Origin of the sequence: Aeromonas sp. QDB31, assembly GCF_027707605.1 — a bacterium.
In the GTDB taxonomy this organism is placed as follows: Bacteria; Pseudomonadota; Gammaproteobacteria; order Enterobacterales; family Aeromonadaceae; genus Aeromonas; species Aeromonas media.
Window position 1 is genome coordinate 34,899 of sequence record NZ_JAPCIX010000015.1, and the last position, 15,774, is coordinate 50,672.

Consider the following 15,774-nt stretch of genomic DNA (forward strand, 5'->3'; position numbering starts at 1 on the left):
TTTCTCAGAGTAATCTGAATGATGCCTGCGCCAAGGATCATATTTGGATCCTGTGAACCTTTTGATTTATAAACAGTCTATCTAGTGCAACAGAATGTATACGGGTGTGGCCCCTCTGCCTTGCTCGTCTGACTTGGCAAGCATGTGAAGGTTGCGAGCTCCGCAACAATGGACTTAGCATGCTACTTTTCAGGGGTCCTTCATTGTGACCCCTTTTTTTTGACCGTTCATTTATGATTCATCCCGTCGGCCTAAGATAGGCCGGGCTCACGCTGAGGCCGATGTTTGACTTGTGTTTGATGTGGGCCGCAGAATGACTCCCGGTCAGTAGACAGACCCTCTCAGGGTGTTAGACTGATTTGATTGAAAAGTAAGAGGTAGAACATGGGAACTTCATTGCAACGCACTATGGCTATGATTCCGCAAGGTAGTCTGGAAGGCTATATCCAGGCCGTCAACTCGATCCCCGTGCTGAGCGCAGAGGAAGAGCGTGAACTGGCGATGCGTTTGCAGCAGGGTGGCGACCTCGAGGCTGCCCGTCAGCTGGTCATGTCGCATCTGCGTTTTGTCGTTCACGTGGCCAAGAGCTACTCCGGCTATGGCCTGCCTCAGGCCGATCTGGTGCAGGAAGGCAACATCGGCCTGATGAAGGCCGTCAAGCGCTTCGACCCGAGTGTCGGGGTGCGCCTGGTTTCCTTCGCCGTGCACTGGATCAAGGCCGAGATCCACGAATATGTGCTGCGCAACTGGCGCATGGTCAAGGTGGCCACCACCAAGGCCCAGCGCAAGCTGTTCTTCAACCTGCGCAAGTCCAAGAAGCGTCTGGGCTGGCTGAACCACGAAGAGGTTCAGGCCGTTGCCGCGGATCTCGGGGTCTCTGCCGCGGACGTCACCGAGATGGAAGCGCGCATGAGCAACTACGATCAGGCCTTCGACCTGGTCGGTGACGATGAGGATGAAGGTGGCTTCGCTCCCGTCCATTATCTGGAAGACAAGTCTTCCGATCTGGCCGCCACCATCGAGAACGACAACTGGGACAGCCATGCCACCCGTCGCCTGAGCGCGGCCATGGCGACCCTGGACGAGCGCAGCCAGCACATCATCCGTGCCCGCTGGCTTGATGACGAGAGCAAGACCACCCTGCAGGAGCTGGCTGATACTTACGGCGTCTCGGCCGAGCGTGTGCGCCAGCTTGAGAAGAACGCACTCAAGAAGCTGAAAGACGCCATGGATGCCTGAGGGCATTCTCTTGTAGAAAACAGGGCCTGATGGCCCTGTTTTTGTTTCGCGGGGATCTGGTCGGCCTTGCCTTGGTTACCCTTGTGTATGGTATGTTGCCGCCACTGCCACAGTTAGGGAGAGCAGAAGTGAAACTGTTGAACGACCTGTTTACCAACAACCGCGAGTGGGCGGAACGGATCAAGGCCGAAGATCCCGAGTTCTTCGCTACCCTATCCGCCCAGCAGGCGCCCGAGTACCTCTGGATCGGCTGTTCCGACAGCCGGGTTCCCGCCAACCAGCTGATGGGGCTGCTGCCGGGGGATGTCTTCGTCCACCGCAACGTCGCCAATCTGGTGGTGCACACCGATTTCAACTGCCTCTCCGTGCTGCAATACGCGGTGGAGGTGCTCAAGGTGAAACACATCATCGTCTGCGGCCACTACGGTTGCGGCGGCGTCAAGGCGGCGATGCAGAACCAGGAGCTGGGCCTCATCGACAACTGGCTGCGCAACATCAAGGATGTCTATTTCAAGTACGGCGAAGAGCTCGAAGCCATCGAGGATGAGCACGAGCGCTTCGACTACCTGTGCGAGCTGAACGTGGCCGAGCAGGTCGCCAACGTCTGCCATACCACCATCATCCAGAATGCCTGGCGCAAGGGGCAGGAGCTGGCGGTGCACGGCTGGATCTACGGCATCAAGGACGGTCTGCTGCACGATCTCGATCTCTGCATCAGCGGCCCTGATCAGATCCCGGACGTCTACCGCGCCTGGCCGGACATGCGTCCGCCTCACCGTCGTCGCTGAGGAATCCATTGGTGGCACCCGCCCTCTATCTGCAGATCAAACAGCACATCCTGGACGGGATCCGCGAACGCCACTATCAGGCGGGCGACAGGATCCCGACCGAGGCCGCCCTGTGCGAGCAGTTTGCCGTGAGCCGGATGACGGTCAACAAGGCGCTGCGTGAGCTGGTGGCCGAGGGCTGGCTCAATCGCACCGCCGGATCCGGCAGCTTCGTGGCGGACAGGCGCGCCGAGTCGCCGCTGCTGGCCATTCGCAACATCGCCGACGAGATCGCCGAACGGGGCAGCCAGTACAGCGCCCGGGTGATCCGCCTGCAGCGTCAGGCTGCCGACGAGAAGGTGGCGGTGCGACTGGGTTTGCGGGTCGGGGCGCCCACCTTTCACAGCCTGATCGTCCATCAGGCCGATGGGGAGCCGCTGCAACTGGAGGAGCGTTTCGTCGATGCCGAGCGTCTGCCCGGCTATGGCGAGCAGGACTTCACCCAGCAGACGCCGAACAGCTATCTGATGGAAATCTGCCCCCTCTCCGAGATGGAGCACGTGGTGGAGGCGGTGCTGCCGAGCGCCGGCGAGGCGGGCTTGCTGCAGGTGCGGGTCGATACCCCCTGCCTGCTGCTGCATCGCCGCACCTGGTCGGATGGCTTTCTGGTCTCCTATGCTCGCCTGCTCTCGCCAGGCTCCCGCTACAAGTTGAGCTCCAAGACCCGACTGACTTAATTGTATATATATATCTTGTTTTGAAAGCCCACCCCTTGGTGGGCTTTTTTGTGCTTAAACTCTAATAAAACCGCTGTTATCAAGATGTGAACTTGATCCTTTCTTTCTCATCAGAGATCGGCTATAAATTATTGTATATACATTTAGGGGTCGATATGAACAAGGAACTGTTGAACTGCGAGCGGGTCTGGCTCAACGTGACACCCGCCACCCTGCGCTCCGATCTGGCGGACTATGGTCTGCTGGAACCCCATGTCCTCGGTGTGCATGAGGGCAGGATCCACGCCCTGGTCCCCATGCAGGATCTCAAGGGGCCCTATCCCGCCCACTGGCGTGACATGAAGGGCAGGCTGGTGACCCCTGGCCTCATCGATTGCCACACCCACCTCATCTTTGCCGGCAGCCGGGCCGAGGAGTTCGAGCTGCGCCAGAAGGGGGTCCCCTATGCGGAGATCGCCCGCAAGGGGGGTGGTATTATCTCCACTGTGCGCGCCACCCGCGCGGCCAGCGAGGATCTGCTCTATGAGCTGGCGGTGCCGAGGATCAAGTCCCTGATCCGGGAAGGGGTCACTACCGTGGAGATCAAGTCCGGCTATGGCCTCACCCTGGCGGACGAGCTCAAGATGCTGCGGGTCGCCCGCCGACTGGGGGAGGCGCTGCCCATCCGGGTCAAGAGCACCCTGCTGGCCGCCCATGCGGTGCCGCCGGAGTACCGCGACGATCCCGACTCCTGGGTCGAGACCATCTGCCAGGAGATCATCCCGGCAGCGGCCGAGGCGGGTCTGGCGGATGCGGTAGATGTCTTCTGCGAGCACATCGGCTTCTCCCTGGCCCAGACCGAGCAGGTCTATCTGGCGGCGGATCAATACAATCTCGCGGTGAAGGGGCACATGGAGCAGCTCTCCAACCTGGGGGGGAGCACGCTCGCCGCCAACTTCGGCGCCCTCTCGGTGGATCACCTGGAGTATCTGGATCAGGACGGGATCCAGGCGCTGGCCCACCGTGGCGTGGTCGCCACTCTGCTGCCTACCGCCTTCTATTTCCTGAAGGAGACCAAGCTGCCGCCGGTCACCGCCCTGCGCAAGGCGGGCGTGCCCATGGCGGTCTCCTCCGACATCAATCCGGGCACGGCCCCCATCGTCTCCCTGCGCATGGCCATGAACATGGCCTGCACCCTGTTCGGCCTGACCCCGGTGGAGGCCATGGCCGGGGTGACCCGCCACGCCGCCCGGGCGCTCGGCGAGCAGGAGCGTCTGGGGCAGTTGAGGGTGGGTATGCAGGCCGATTTTCTGATCTGGAATTGCGCCCACCCCTCCGAGATCAGCTACCTGATCGGGGTCGATCAACTGGTCAGCCGGGTCCTCAACGGGGAGGAGACACTCCATGGATAAGTTCAACATGACCGACATGTCGGTCTGGCAGGGGCGCCAGGATCCGGAAGATGGTGAACTGGCCCTGCGCTGGCACAACAAGGTGCAACCCTGGCAAGCCGACAGCGAGCCCGGCGTGGTGCTGCTCGGTTTTGCCTGTGACGAAGGGGTGCGCCGCAACAAGGGGCGGGTCGGCGCCGCCGCCGCGCCGCTGGCGATACGCAAGCTGCTAGCCAACACCGCCTGGCATCTGGGCCGACCCGTCCATGACGGCGGCGATCTGGCCTGCGAGGACGGCGATCTCGATGCCGCCCACGACCGGCTGGCGGAACGGGTTGCGAGCGCGCTGGATCTGGGCCACTTCCCCCTGGTGTTGGGGGGCGGTCACGAGGTGGCCTTCGGCAGCTGGAGCGGCCTCAATCGCCATCTGGGCGGCAAGGGCCGGGTCGGCATCATCAACTTCGATGCCCACTTTGACCTGCGCATGAAACAGGAGCTGGCAAGCTCAGGCACCCCCTTCTTCCAGATTGCCGAGCAGTGCGCCGCCCAGGGTACGCCCTTTACTTACGCCTGCCTCGGGGTGGCTGAGACCGCCAATACCCAAGCGCTGTTTGCCCGCGCCAATGAACTGGGGGTCTGGCACGTGCTGGACGTGGAGATGACTCCGGCTGACCTGCCCGAGCTTCTGAACGGGTTGGATGCCTTTATCGCCCGTTGCGACCACCTCTACCTCACCCTGGATCTCGACGTGCTGCCTGCCGCCGTGATGCCGGGGGTGAGCGCACCCGCCGCCCGCGGCATCGAGCTGGCGGTCATCGAACCCCTGATCGCCCATATCCGGGCCAGCGGCAAGCTCAGGCTTGCCGATCTGGCCGAGTACAACCCGAGTCTGGATCTGGACAACCGCAGCGCCCGCGTGGCCGCCCGGCTGGTCCATCAACTAACCAAGTAGTCGGCCGACTCGCCAGGGGGCACTGTGCCCCCGCATGGCGGCTGCATTGATAAACAAGGAGTGTCTATGTCTGTGCAACACCAGGATCCCCGTCACGACCCGAGCCGGGTCATTCGCGCCCCCCGCGGCACCGAGTTGACCGCCAAGAGCTGGTTGACCGAGGCGCCCCTGCGGATGCTGATGAACAACCTGGATCCGGAAGTGGCCGAGCATCCCCAGTCCCTGGTGGTCTATGGCGGCATCGGCCGTGCCGCCCGCAACTGGGCCTGCTACGACAAGATCGTCGAGGTGCTGACCCGTCTCGAGGACGACCAGACCCTGCTGGTGCAATCCGGCAAGCCGGTCGGGGTGTTCCAGACCCACAAGGACGCGCCCCGGGTGCTGATCGCCAACTCCAACCTGGTACCCCACTGGGCCAACTGGGAGCACTTCAACGAGCTCGATAAGAAGGGTTTGATGATGTACGGCCAGATGACCGCCGGCTCCTGGATCTACATCGGCACCCAGGGGATAGTGCAGGGCACCTACGAGACCTTCTTCGCGGTGGCGAACCAGCACTTCAACGGCTCGCCTGCGGGGCGCTGGATCCTCACCGGGGGCTTGGGTGGCATGGGCGGCGCCCAGCCCCTGGCCGCCACCATGGCCGGCTTCTCCATGATCGCCGTCGAGTGCGACGAGACCCGCATCGATTTTCGCTTGAAGACCCGCTACGTCGACAAGAAGGCTCATAGCCTGGATGAGGCGCTGGCCATGGTCGAGGAGGCCAAGCAGAGCGGTACCGCCGTCTCCGTCGGTCTGCTCGGCAACGCCGCCGACGTCTTCGCCGAGCTGGTGGCCCGTGGCATCACCCCGGACGTGGTGACCGACCAGACCTCAGCCCACGACCCGATCCACGGCTACCTGCCGCAAGGATGGAGCGTCGCCCAGTGGCGCGAGCTGCAAAAATCTGCGCCCCAGGAGGTGAACCAGGCGGCTCGTCACTCCATGGCGCGCCAGGTGGAAGCCATGCTGACCCTGCAAGCCCGCGGCGCGGCCACCCTGGATTACGGCAACAACATCCGCCAGATGGCGCTGGAGGAAGGGGTGAAAAACGCCTTCGACTTCCCCGGCTTCGTACCGGCCTACATTCGTCCGCTGTTCTGCGAGGGCATTGGCCCCTTCCGCTGGGTGGCTCTGTCCGGTGATCCGGAAGACATCTACAAGACCGACCAGAAGGTGAAGGAGCTGATCCCCGATGATCCCCATCTGCACAACTGGCTCGACATGGCCCGCGAGCGCATCGCCTTCCAGGGTCTGCCGGCGCGGATCTGCTGGGTCGGGGTCAAGGATCGTGTTCGCCTCGGCCTCGCCTTCAACGAGATGGTGAAGAATGGCGAGCTGAAAGCCCCCGTGGTGATCGGCCGCGACCACCTGGACTCCGGTTCGGTGGCGAGCCCGAACCGCGAGACCGAATCCATGATGGACGGCTCCGATGCCGTCTCCGACTGGCCGTTGCTCAACGCCCTGCTCAACACCGCGGGCGGTGCGACCTGGGTCTCCCTGCACCACGGTGGTGGTGTGGGCATGGGCTTCTCCCAGCACTCCGGCGTGGTCATCGTCTGTGACGGTACCGATGACGCCGCCAAGCGGGTCGGCCGCGTGCTGCGCAACGACCCGGCCACCGGGGTGATGCGTCACGCCGACGCCGGCTACGAGATTGCCATCAACTGCGCCCATGAGGCGAAACTGGATCTGCCGATGCTGAACACGGCTGGCAAGGGAGCGAAATAAGATGTTCGAACTCAATCTGCAACCGGGCAAGCTCTGCCTCGCCACCCTGCGCCGCGTCAGCCGCGAGCCTGTCCATGTCAGCCTGGATCCGGCCGCCCTAGCGGGGATCCACGCCTCCGCGGCCGTGGTCACCAAGGTGATAGAGCAAAACCGCGTGGTCTACGGCATCAACACCGGCTTTGGCCTGCTGGCCAACACCCGCATCCCGGTGGAGCAGCTGGACGAGCTGCAACGCTCCATCGTGCTCTCCCATGCCGCAGGGATTGGCGAGTACATGGATGACGCTACCGTGCGGCTGATGATGGTGCTCAAGGTCAACTCCCTGGCTCGCGGCTTCTCCGGCATCCGCCTGACGGTGCTCGAGGCCCTGATGCGCCTCATCAACGCCGAAGTCTATCCTGTGGTGCCGAAGAAGGGCTCCGTCGGCGCCTCCGGCGACCTGGCGCCCCTGGCCCATATGAGCTGTCTGCTGATCGGGGAGGGCAAGGCCCGCCACAAGGGCGAGCTTATCGACGCCGCCACGGCGCTCAAGATTGCCGGGCTCGAGCCCATCGCCCTGGCGCCGAAAGAGGGGCTGGCCCTGCTCAACGGCACCCAGGCCAGCACCGCGTTTGCGCTGGAAGGCTTGTTCCATGCCGAGGATCTGTTCGCCGGTGCCATCACCATAGGCGCCATGAGTGTGGAGGCGGCGCTGGGCAGCCGCCGGCCGTTCGATGCCCGCATCCATGAGGTGCGCGGCCAGCGCGGCCAGATCGACGCCGCCGCCTGCTATCGCCACCTGCTGGTGGATGGCAGCGAGATCGGCATGTCCCACCACAACTGCGAGAAGGTGCAGGATCCCTATTCCCTGCGTTGCCAGCCCCAGGTGATGGGAGCCTGTCTGGCACAAATCCGCCACGCCGCCGAGGTGCTGGTGTGCGAGGCCAATGCGGTCTCCGACAACCCCCTGGTGTTTGCCGAGGACGAGGAGATCCTCTCCGGCGGCAACTTCCACGCAGAGCCGGTGGCCTTCGCCGCCGACAACCTGGCGCTGGCCATCGCCGAGATTGGCTCGCTCTCCGAGCGACGCATGGCGCTGCTGATCGACTCACGCATGTCCGGCCTGCCCGCCTTCCTGGTCAACAATGGTGGCGTCAACTCCGGCTTCATGATTGCCCAGGTCACCTCGGCGGCGCTCGCCTCCGAGAACAAGACGCTGGCTCACCCGGCCTCGGTGGACAGCCTGCCCACCTCCGCCAACCAGGAGGATCACGTCTCCATGGCCACCTTCGCCGGTCGCCGTCTGGCAGACATGGCGGAGAACACCCGCGGCATACTGGCGGTCGAGCTGCTCGCCGCTGCCCAGGGCCTGGACTTCCGCGCGCCCCTGCGCAGCACAGAGCTTATCGAGCTGGCCAAGGGGCGACTGCGTGAAGAGGTCAGCTTCTACGACAAGGACAGATACTTCTCGCCGGACATCGAGGCCGCCGCCGCCCTGCTGGGCGCCGCCAGCTACAACGATCTGATCCCGGCCGGGGTGCTGCCCAGCCTCTAAGGGGTCAGCCCGCACATAACAAAAGACCGCCCGATGGGCGGTCTTGTCGTTTCTGGCGCCGGTTATTCGTGTTTGAACATCGGGAACAGGTAGACCACGAACAGCACCCGCTGAGCGCTGGCGCCGGTTATTCGTGCTCGAATATCAAGAACAGATAGACCACGAACAGCAACTGCTGAGTGCTGGCGCCGGTTATTCGTGTTCGAACATCAGGAACAGATAAACGACAAACAACACCAGATGGGTGGCGCCGTGCAGCGCATGGGTGCGGCCGCTGCTGAAGGTCACCTTGCAGACCATCAGGGTGGTGATGAGCAGCACCATGTTGGCAGCGTCGAGACCGAGGCGCACCTCCTGCCCGAGCAGGGCGCCGATGAACAGCACCGAGGGGACCGTCAGGGCGATGGTGGCCAGCACGGACCCGAAGTAGAGGTTCATGGCGCGCTGCAACTGGTTGTTGAAAGCCGCCTTGATGGCGCCGACCGCCTCCGGCGCAAGCACGATACAGGCCACGATGAAACCGCCCAGCGCGGCCGGGGCCTCCATCACATGCACCCCGTAGTTGATGGGGATGGCCAGGGTCTTGGCCAGCAGGATCACCACCACCAGGTAGGCGAGCAGCAGTAGGGTGTGGTAGACGTTGCTGCGCAGTATGCCGTGATGATCTTCGTGATCCTCGTGGTCGCTGTCGACGAAGAAGTGGCTGTGACTGCGGGTCTGGATCAGCAGGAAGACGCCGTAGAGCAGCACCGAGATGATGATCAGCATCCAGGACATGGCGCTGGACATGCTGCCGAGGGTGCCGCCCCGGGTGAAGTTCGGCAGCACCAGGCAGAGTAGGGCCAGCGGAATGATGGCGACCAGGTAGGATTTTACCCCGTCCAGATTGAAGTTCTGGGTGTGATAGCGCCAGCCACCAAACAGCAAGGTGAAGCCCACTAGGCCGTTGGTCACCAGCATCACCACCGCGAACATGGTGTCGCGGGCCATGGTGGGATTGGGCTCGCCGGTCAGCATCACGGAGGAGATCATCACCACTTCCAGGGAGATGACCGAGAGGGTCAGGATCAGGGTACCGAAAGGTTCACCCAGCTTGATGGCCAGGGCGTCGGAGTGGCGTACGACGGAGAAGATGGCCCAGGTGACGATGGCGAGCAGGGCCAGTGACACCGGCAGGTAGACCGCAAGAGGGGTTGCTTCCGTCAGCAGGTTGCTGCCCAGGGTCTTGAAGAAGAGCAGGGTCAGCAGGCCAACGGGCAGGGCAATCTCTTGCCGGATAAATGACTTCATAGGCAGTGGTTCTCATCTCGGGGCGGCCGTAGCCGACGGGTAGGGAGACAACAGGCCGCGCCACAGGGGCGCGCCAGCCCATGATAAAGGGAGTTGTCCCGTCAGAGGAGAATCATTTTGTTGCAAGGAATGAGGGTCTCCTGGCGGGAACCCTCGTGTTTCGCGCTCATTGCCCGCCGGGCTGGCTCTGCCGCCATGCCAGCAGCCAGATCTTCAGCTTGTGGAGTGCCATGGGTCTGGCATAGACATAGCCCTGGATCAGGTGGACACCACGGCGGTGCAGGTAGTCGACCTGCTCCAGGGTCTCGACCCCTTCGGCGATCATCTCCATATCGGATTCATGGCCGAAGGCGATGATGGCGTCCAGCAGGGTGCGTTTGAGATCGTCGGTGCCTATGGTGTCGACGAACATCTTGTCGATCTTGATCTGGCGGATGCCGAGGCGCTGCAGGTAGGCGAAACCGCCATAACCGGTGCCAAAGTCATCCAGCTTGAAGTGATACCCCTTCTCCTGGAGCTGCGCTATCTCTCCCATGGCCGCCTTGATATCGGTGATCGGCTTGCGCTCGGTCAGCTCGAAGGTGAGTCTGGCCGGGGAGGGCCAGCCGTGGCGTTGCAACAGAGGGCGTAGATGAGGTTGCTCCAGGTGGGCGGCCACTATGTTGACGCTGACCCACTGCGTCGGCTCCAGCCAGGGCAGATCTGCGATGACCCGCTCCAGCAATTGTTCCGTCATGGGCAGGATCAACCCCTGTGTTTCCGCATAGTCTATGAAGGTACCTGGCGGTACCAGCTCCCGGCCCCGCTGCCAGCGCAGCAACGCCTCGAAACCGACCACCTTTCTGCTGCGACTGTCCACTATGGGTTGATAGAAGGGGATGAACTCTCGCCGGACCAGGCCTGCCTGCAGCAGTCCCTTGAGGGAGCGGCGATAGTTGCGCAGCACCCAATAGACGGCGACCAGCAGGAGTCCCAGTGCACCGCCATACAAGAGGCCATAGTGGCGGGCCTGTTGCTTCGCATACTCCTCCAGCGCCTTGCCCGCCCACAGGGTTTGCCTGATCTGGGGATCCGCATCGAAGAAGCTCAGACTCTGGTTACCGGGCTCCTGCTTGATGGATTTGTCGCCACGGGGGAAGAGAGCGGTGACCTTGCCCGGACTCTGCTGGCCAAACTCGAGGTAGAAGCAGCCCGAGCAGGGGGATTGCAGCTGATCGTGGCCCCAGCTGTTGTTCAGCACCCAATAGGCAACATGATCTCCCTGTCTGAAATAGGCGACCAGCTCCTGCTCGGTGTTGAAGCGGGCCTGGGTGGCCGTGAGGCCAAACTGCTCCTGTTCGGGATAGGGGGGCAGCTCGGCCAGAGTGAAGGGCAGATCCAGCCCCAGGCTGGAACAGCCGCGGCCGGAGGCGAGCAGGATCCCCTGCAGCCGGATATGACTGTTGTAGAAGCGGGGATCCCGCAGCAGAGCCATGTCTGCTGGACCGCAATCGAAGGCGAACCTGGACAGCTGAGTGCGGATATTGTCATCCAGCGTCTTGTGGCGTTCCGTCAGCGCGGCCTCTATCTGCGCCTTTTTCTGCTGCAACAGCTGGTGGGCCAGGGGACTGCCCAGCAACTGGCTGAGGGGAAGGCTCGCCAGCACGGGCAGGCAGAGCAGCAGCAGACTGATCCAGAAGGGAGACGATCGTCGCAAGGGATACCTGCCCGGTGGGCGCATGGGATGCAAATGGATGGCAACATCATAGCATTAGCTGGTTCGATTTGAGTCACATCGCTCACACTTGGAACAATAATCATAATCCATTGATATACAACAAATATGACAAATTGATTGATGGAGATTCAATCGCTGACCTGTCATAAATGACAATTGTCCAGCTTATCTGAAATCGCTAGAGTAGCAGTGCGGTTTGACTCACCGTGTGTTCAATACTCCTGTATCTATTTTTGTCAGTAGCACAGAGTGTTAGTTTTGATATGAGTGTTTCTTTTGGTCCCCGCAGTGGGACCATTTTTCTGCCCGCCGTTCGGCCGGTTGCCCGATTTTCTCCTCTCCCGAGTCCCTCCATACGAGTGACCCACGCCCGGGCATGAGCGGCCGCCGCGCTTATTTGCAGAAGCGGGATCTTCATCCATAGGCGGGGTTTGGCCAAGGCTGATACCATGAGGCTCTATGGATGCTGTCGGCTACGGAAAGGCACATGAAACTGACCAATCAACTCGTCTCCTTTATTACGCTGTGCGTGATCGCGGCCATGGCCGTGGTGATGCTGGGCGGGGTATTCAGTTTCCGCCAGATGGGGATGGAGCTGCAGCAGAACCGGGTCGACTCCCTGGTGGAGATCATCGACAAGCAACTGGGAGTGACCGACGATCAGCAGGCCTTGGCCCGCTGGCTGCCCTCCCTGCTGCGGGCTTCCCACGTGGTCGAGCTGGAGATCCGCCAGGACAGGCAGCGGGTCTACTGGTTTCGCGACGTACAGCAACAGACCGACGAGAGTCTGCTGATCCCCTACAGCAAACCCATTCCCAATCAGGTCGGCATGCAGGCCGAGTTCAAGCTGGACAGGCCGTTCAAGGAGTTTGAGTACTCCATGCAGGCCATGTTCGGCATCTCCCTCGGGGTCTTCATCGTGGTGTTTGGCCTCTGGTATTCCATCCGCTGGTTGCGACAGCAGCTGCGTGGTGCCGAGCTGCTGGCGGAGCGGGCCCAACTGATCCTGGATGGCAAACTCACCAAGCTGGCCCATGATCCCGCCGACGAATGGCCCCTCCCCGCCAGCCAGGCGCTCACCCATCTGCTGGCCGAGCTGGCCGATGCCCGCAAGGAGCGCAGCCGGTTCGACAACTTCATCCGCAGCAACGCCTTCGTCGACAAGACCACCGGCATCGGCAACCGCCTCTTCTTCGACAACCGGCTGGAAAACGCCATCATGGAGGCGAGCGTGATCAGTGGTGGTGTCCTGCTGATCGAGCTGGCCGGGCTGGAGGAGCTGGATCCCGAACTGAGCGGGCGCCCGAGTCAGGATCTGCTGATGGAGGCGAGTGCCTCCATCGGTACCTTCGTGCGCAAGCACAGTGGTGCCCTGCAGGCCCGCTACGCCGGTCAGGTCTTTGCCGTGCTGCTGCCCAACATGTCCGAGAGCGAGATGGTGGACGGCGCCAGTCAGTTGCTCAAGAGCCTGCAGCGCCTGCACTGGCCCGAGTCGGTCAATCTGGACACGGCCGTCTATCTCGGTGCCGTTTGTTATCAGGCCGAGGACTCCCTGCTCAAGGTGCAGGAAGAGGCCGAGCTGGCGCTCAAGAGTGCGCGCCTGCAGGGTCACAGCGGCTGGTTCCTCTACGAGAAGTCGCTGGACGAGGAGGCGAGCAACAAGGGGACGGTGCGCTGGCGCACCCTGATCAACCGCCGCATCGAGGAGCGGGGGATCTCCTTCTATCTGCAGCCGGTGCAGCAGGAGCGGGACCAGGTGGTGCTGCAACAGGAGCTGCTGATCCGCATTCATGACGAGCAGGGGCGGGAGTTGCAGGCAGGAGTCTTCATGCCCATGGCGGAGAAGGCCGGCCTGCTGCTGCCGTTGGACCGGCTGGTAGTCGCCCAGACCCTTCGCCTGCTGCGCCAGCGGCCGGAGTCGAGCTGCCCCGTCTGCCTGTCGCTCAGTGCCCAGAACCTGCTCAATCGCGAGTTCCAGCGGGATCTTTTCTTCGAGCTGTTCCAACTGCCGCGCAGCCTCAATGAGGGGTTGATCCTGCAGTTGTCGGAGTCTCAGGTGACCCGCCACTACGAGGCGCTCAAGCGGCCACTGCGGGCGCTGCGCATGTTGGGATGCCGGCTGGCCATCGATCACGCGGGCCAGGATGTGGTGAGCACGCAGTACATCAAGGAGTTCGAGATCAACTTCCTCAAGCTGCACCCCAGCCTGGTGCGGGAGATCCACCTGCGACAGGTCAACCAGATGGCGGTGCGCAGCCTGGTGGGGGGTTGCGCCAATACCCAGACCCGGGTGATTGCGGTCGGGGTGGAGAGCGGCGACGAGTGGAAGATGTTGCGTCATCTCGGCGTGCACGCGGGCCAGGGGCCCTGGTTCGCCGAGCCACAGCGGCTGATCATGCCCGCCTGACGGGCCCGCCTGGTTCAGTGGCGGCCCGCCCCCTCTCCGGGCCCCTGAATCGCCCTGGCCTACAGTCTGTCCTGCTCCTTCAGGCCCGCCAGCCCCTGCAGGCCCCCGGTGTGGATGAAGACCACCTCGCTGCCACGGGGGATGCGCCCGGCGGCCAGTTCCCGGAACAGCCCCCACATCGCCTTGCCGCTGTAGATGGGCTCGAGCGGCAGCCCGGTGTGGGCGCTGAAGGCCAGTACCCACTGCCACAGGGCCGGACTGAACCTGGCATAGCCGCCGTCGTGATGATCCAGCGCGATGCGCCAGCCATCGGTGATGGCCGCCGCAGGATAGAGCCGGCACACCTCGTCGGCGATGAAGCCACCCCCCTTGAGCACGGCGATGGCGAGGATCTGCTCCCGTGCCCGCTTGCCCGCGATGAGCCCCGCCAGGGTGCCACCGCTGGCGCAGGGCAGCACCCAGAGATCCGGCGAGAAGGGCACCTCGGCCACCAGCTCGGCGACTCCGGGGATGGCGAGCGGGCTGCTCCCCCCCTCCGGCACTATCAGGGTGTCAGGTGCTGCGAACTGGGCCAGCCAGTCGGGATCCTGGCGGCGCCGGTAGCTCTGGCGGTCCACAAAAACGAGATCCATGCCCCAGCCTTTGGCCGCGCTCAGGGTTGCGTTGCTGACGCTGTCAGCCTCACCGCGTATGATGCCGGTGGTGCGCAGCCCGGACCTGAGGCCGGCCGCCGCCAGGGCGTGAATGTGATTGGAGTAGGCGCCCCCAAACGACAGCAGGTGGGTCTTGCCCTGCGCCCGAGCCTGTTGCAGGTGGTACTTGAGCTTGCGCCACTTGTTGCCGGAGAGGGTCGGGTGGATCAGATCATCCCGCTTGCACCAGAGCCGCACGCCGTGGGTATCCAGCAGAGGGTGGTGGACAGGGTGCAGGGGGGAGGGGATCTGAGCGGGTTCCAGTGGCGCATCCCAGGGGGAGGTCATCTTGGCCGTCAATGCATCGTTTGCCATAAAGTTGGAGGCTAATGGCCTGTTTATGTTAAGGTTTAGTCCGTTTCATGCAGCCAGGTCCAGGTCTCGATGAAGTCACTTTTCCGACGTTCGCACCCCAGCCCTCAGGTGGGACTCCTGCTGGCCAGCGATCGCATCCTGCTGGCTTGTGTGGAACCCGTCCCGATCTTTACCAGTCGCGCCATCCATGGTCCTCACGACTGGCCCAGGGCCATGGGGGAGCTGTTTGCCCAGCATGGCCTGGCCAAGTCTAAGGTGCGGGTGGCCCTGGCCGCCAGCCTTTATCAGCAGATCCAGATAGACAAGCCCGCCGTGCCCGATGCCGAGATGGCGGGGGCCCTGCCCTGGGCCATCAAGGATTTCGTCAACGAACCCGTGTTGCAGCTCGCCATGGACTATGTGGACCTGCCGACGCCCCCTGCGGGTCGGCCGCGCATCAACGTGATCTGCGTGCCCAAAGCGCGGGTGCAGCAACTGGCGGATGCGGTCAACGGCGTGGCCACCCTGGAGGCCATCGTCAGCGACGAGTTGGCCATGACGGCCCTCTACGAGGCGGATCAGACGGTGCGCATGCTGCTCTGGCAGCCGAGGGGACAGGAGTTGCAACTGCTGGTCTTTCATCGGGGAGGGCTCTGCTTCTCCCGTCAGTTCCGCGGGTTCGCCAGCCTCACCGGTACCCATGAGCCCGATCAGGAGATGCTCGACGGGCTGGCGCTGGAGATCCAGCGCTCCCTCGACTACCTGGCGGGTCATCTCAAGCTGCCGGAGCCGGGCCAGTTGCAGCTCGCCATCGCCTCCTCCGCCATCGGGTTGCTGGTCCGCCACCTGGAACAGGTCTTCGGTTTCCCGGTCTCCGCCATGGCCAACAAGGCGGTGCTGGCCGGTGTCGAATACCTCTGTGCCTATGGTGCGGCCCTGGGAGGCGAACGATGAACCGGGTTGCTGACGTCATCCTTCACTCCTCCATGGCCAACAAGACCCAGT

Annotated in this window: 12 protein-coding genes; 9 read left to right on the forward strand and 3 right to left on the reverse strand. The window is 63.0% G+C overall.

The genetic code is table 11. The features are described 5' to 3' along the window. Positions 1-384: 384 nt before the first annotated feature. From rpoH to hutH, 7 genes are all read left to right on the forward strand, one after another. On the forward strand, positions 385-1,239 hold the full coding sequence (rpoH, locus tag PG898_RS14820) for an RNA polymerase sigma factor RpoH (protein ID WP_043131310.1): 855 nt from the start codon (positions 385-387) through the stop codon (positions 1,237-1,239). 128 nt (positions 1,240-1,367) lie between these two features. Continuing rightward, positions 1,368-2,027, forward strand: a complete 660-nt coding sequence (can, locus tag PG898_RS14825; RefSeq protein ID WP_041206790.1) for a carbonate dehydratase — start codon at positions 1,368-1,370, stop codon at positions 2,025-2,027. Between the two features lie 11 nt (positions 2,028-2,038). Continuing rightward, a complete protein-coding gene (hutC, locus tag PG898_RS14830; RefSeq protein ID WP_042650572.1) occupies positions 2,039-2,743 on the forward strand; it encodes a histidine utilization repressor in 705 nt (234 codons plus the stop codon). Between the two features lie 155 nt (positions 2,744-2,898). Next, on the forward strand, positions 2,899-4,134 hold the full coding sequence (gene hutI, locus PG898_RS14835) for an imidazolonepropionase (RefSeq protein WP_270824478.1): 1,236 nt from the start codon (positions 2,899-2,901) through the stop codon (positions 4,132-4,134). Further along, on the forward strand, positions 4,127-5,065 hold the full coding sequence (hutG, locus tag PG898_RS14840) for a formimidoylglutamase (RefSeq protein ID WP_270824479.1): 939 nt from the start codon (positions 4,127-4,129) through the stop codon (positions 5,063-5,065). The genes hutI and hutG overlap by 8 nt, the downstream gene beginning before the upstream one ends. Before the next feature lie 66 nt (positions 5,066-5,131). Beyond that, positions 5,132-6,835 carry a urocanate hydratase gene (gene hutU / locus PG898_RS14845; protein ID WP_042650568.1) on the forward strand — a complete coding sequence of 568 codons (1,704 nt, stop codon included), beginning with the start codon at positions 5,132-5,134 and terminating at the stop codon, positions 6,833-6,835. A 1-nt stretch (position 6,836) separates the two neighbouring features. Further along, positions 6,837-8,369 (forward strand): histidine ammonia-lyase, encoded by a 1,533-nt coding sequence (gene hutH / locus PG898_RS14850; RefSeq protein WP_268435166.1) that lies wholly within the window; start codon positions 6,837-6,839, stop codon positions 8,367-8,369. 192 nt (positions 8,370-8,561) lie between these two features. Here the strand turns inward: hutH and PG898_RS14855 are convergent, their stop codons facing one another. Beyond that, positions 8,562-9,659 (reverse strand): calcium:proton antiporter, encoded by a 1,098-nt coding sequence (locus tag PG898_RS14855; protein WP_043129491.1) that lies wholly within the window; start codon positions 9,657-9,659, stop codon positions 8,562-8,564. Positions 9,660-9,825: 166 nt separating this feature from the next. Next, positions 9,826-11,355, reverse strand: coding sequence for an EAL domain-containing protein (locus tag PG898_RS14860; RefSeq protein WP_270824480.1), 1,530 nt, complete (start codon positions 11,353-11,355; stop codon positions 9,826-9,828). Between the two features lie 508 nt (positions 11,356-11,863). On the opposite strand from PG898_RS14860, the gene PG898_RS14865 reads away from it, so the two are divergent. Continuing rightward, a complete protein-coding gene (locus tag PG898_RS14865; RefSeq protein ID WP_270824481.1) occupies positions 11,864-13,783 on the forward strand; it encodes an EAL domain-containing protein in 1,920 nt (639 codons plus the stop codon). Positions 13,784-13,842: 59 nt separating this feature from the next. On the opposite strand, the gene PG898_RS14870 is transcribed toward PG898_RS14865, so the two are convergent. Further along, entirely contained in the window at positions 13,843-14,763 is a 921-nt protein-coding gene (locus PG898_RS14870; RefSeq protein ID WP_270824482.1) for a 1-aminocyclopropane-1-carboxylate deaminase/D-cysteine desulfhydrase, read from the reverse strand. 96 nt (positions 14,764-14,859) lie between these two features. Here PG898_RS14870 and PG898_RS14875 point away from each other — a divergent pair, with 96 nt between their 5' ends. Further along, positions 14,860-15,723, forward strand: a complete 864-nt coding sequence (locus tag PG898_RS14875) for an MSHA biogenesis protein MshI (RefSeq protein ID WP_218410595.1) — start codon at positions 14,860-14,862, stop codon at positions 15,721-15,723. The last annotated feature ends 51 nt before the right edge of the window (positions 15,724-15,774 follow it).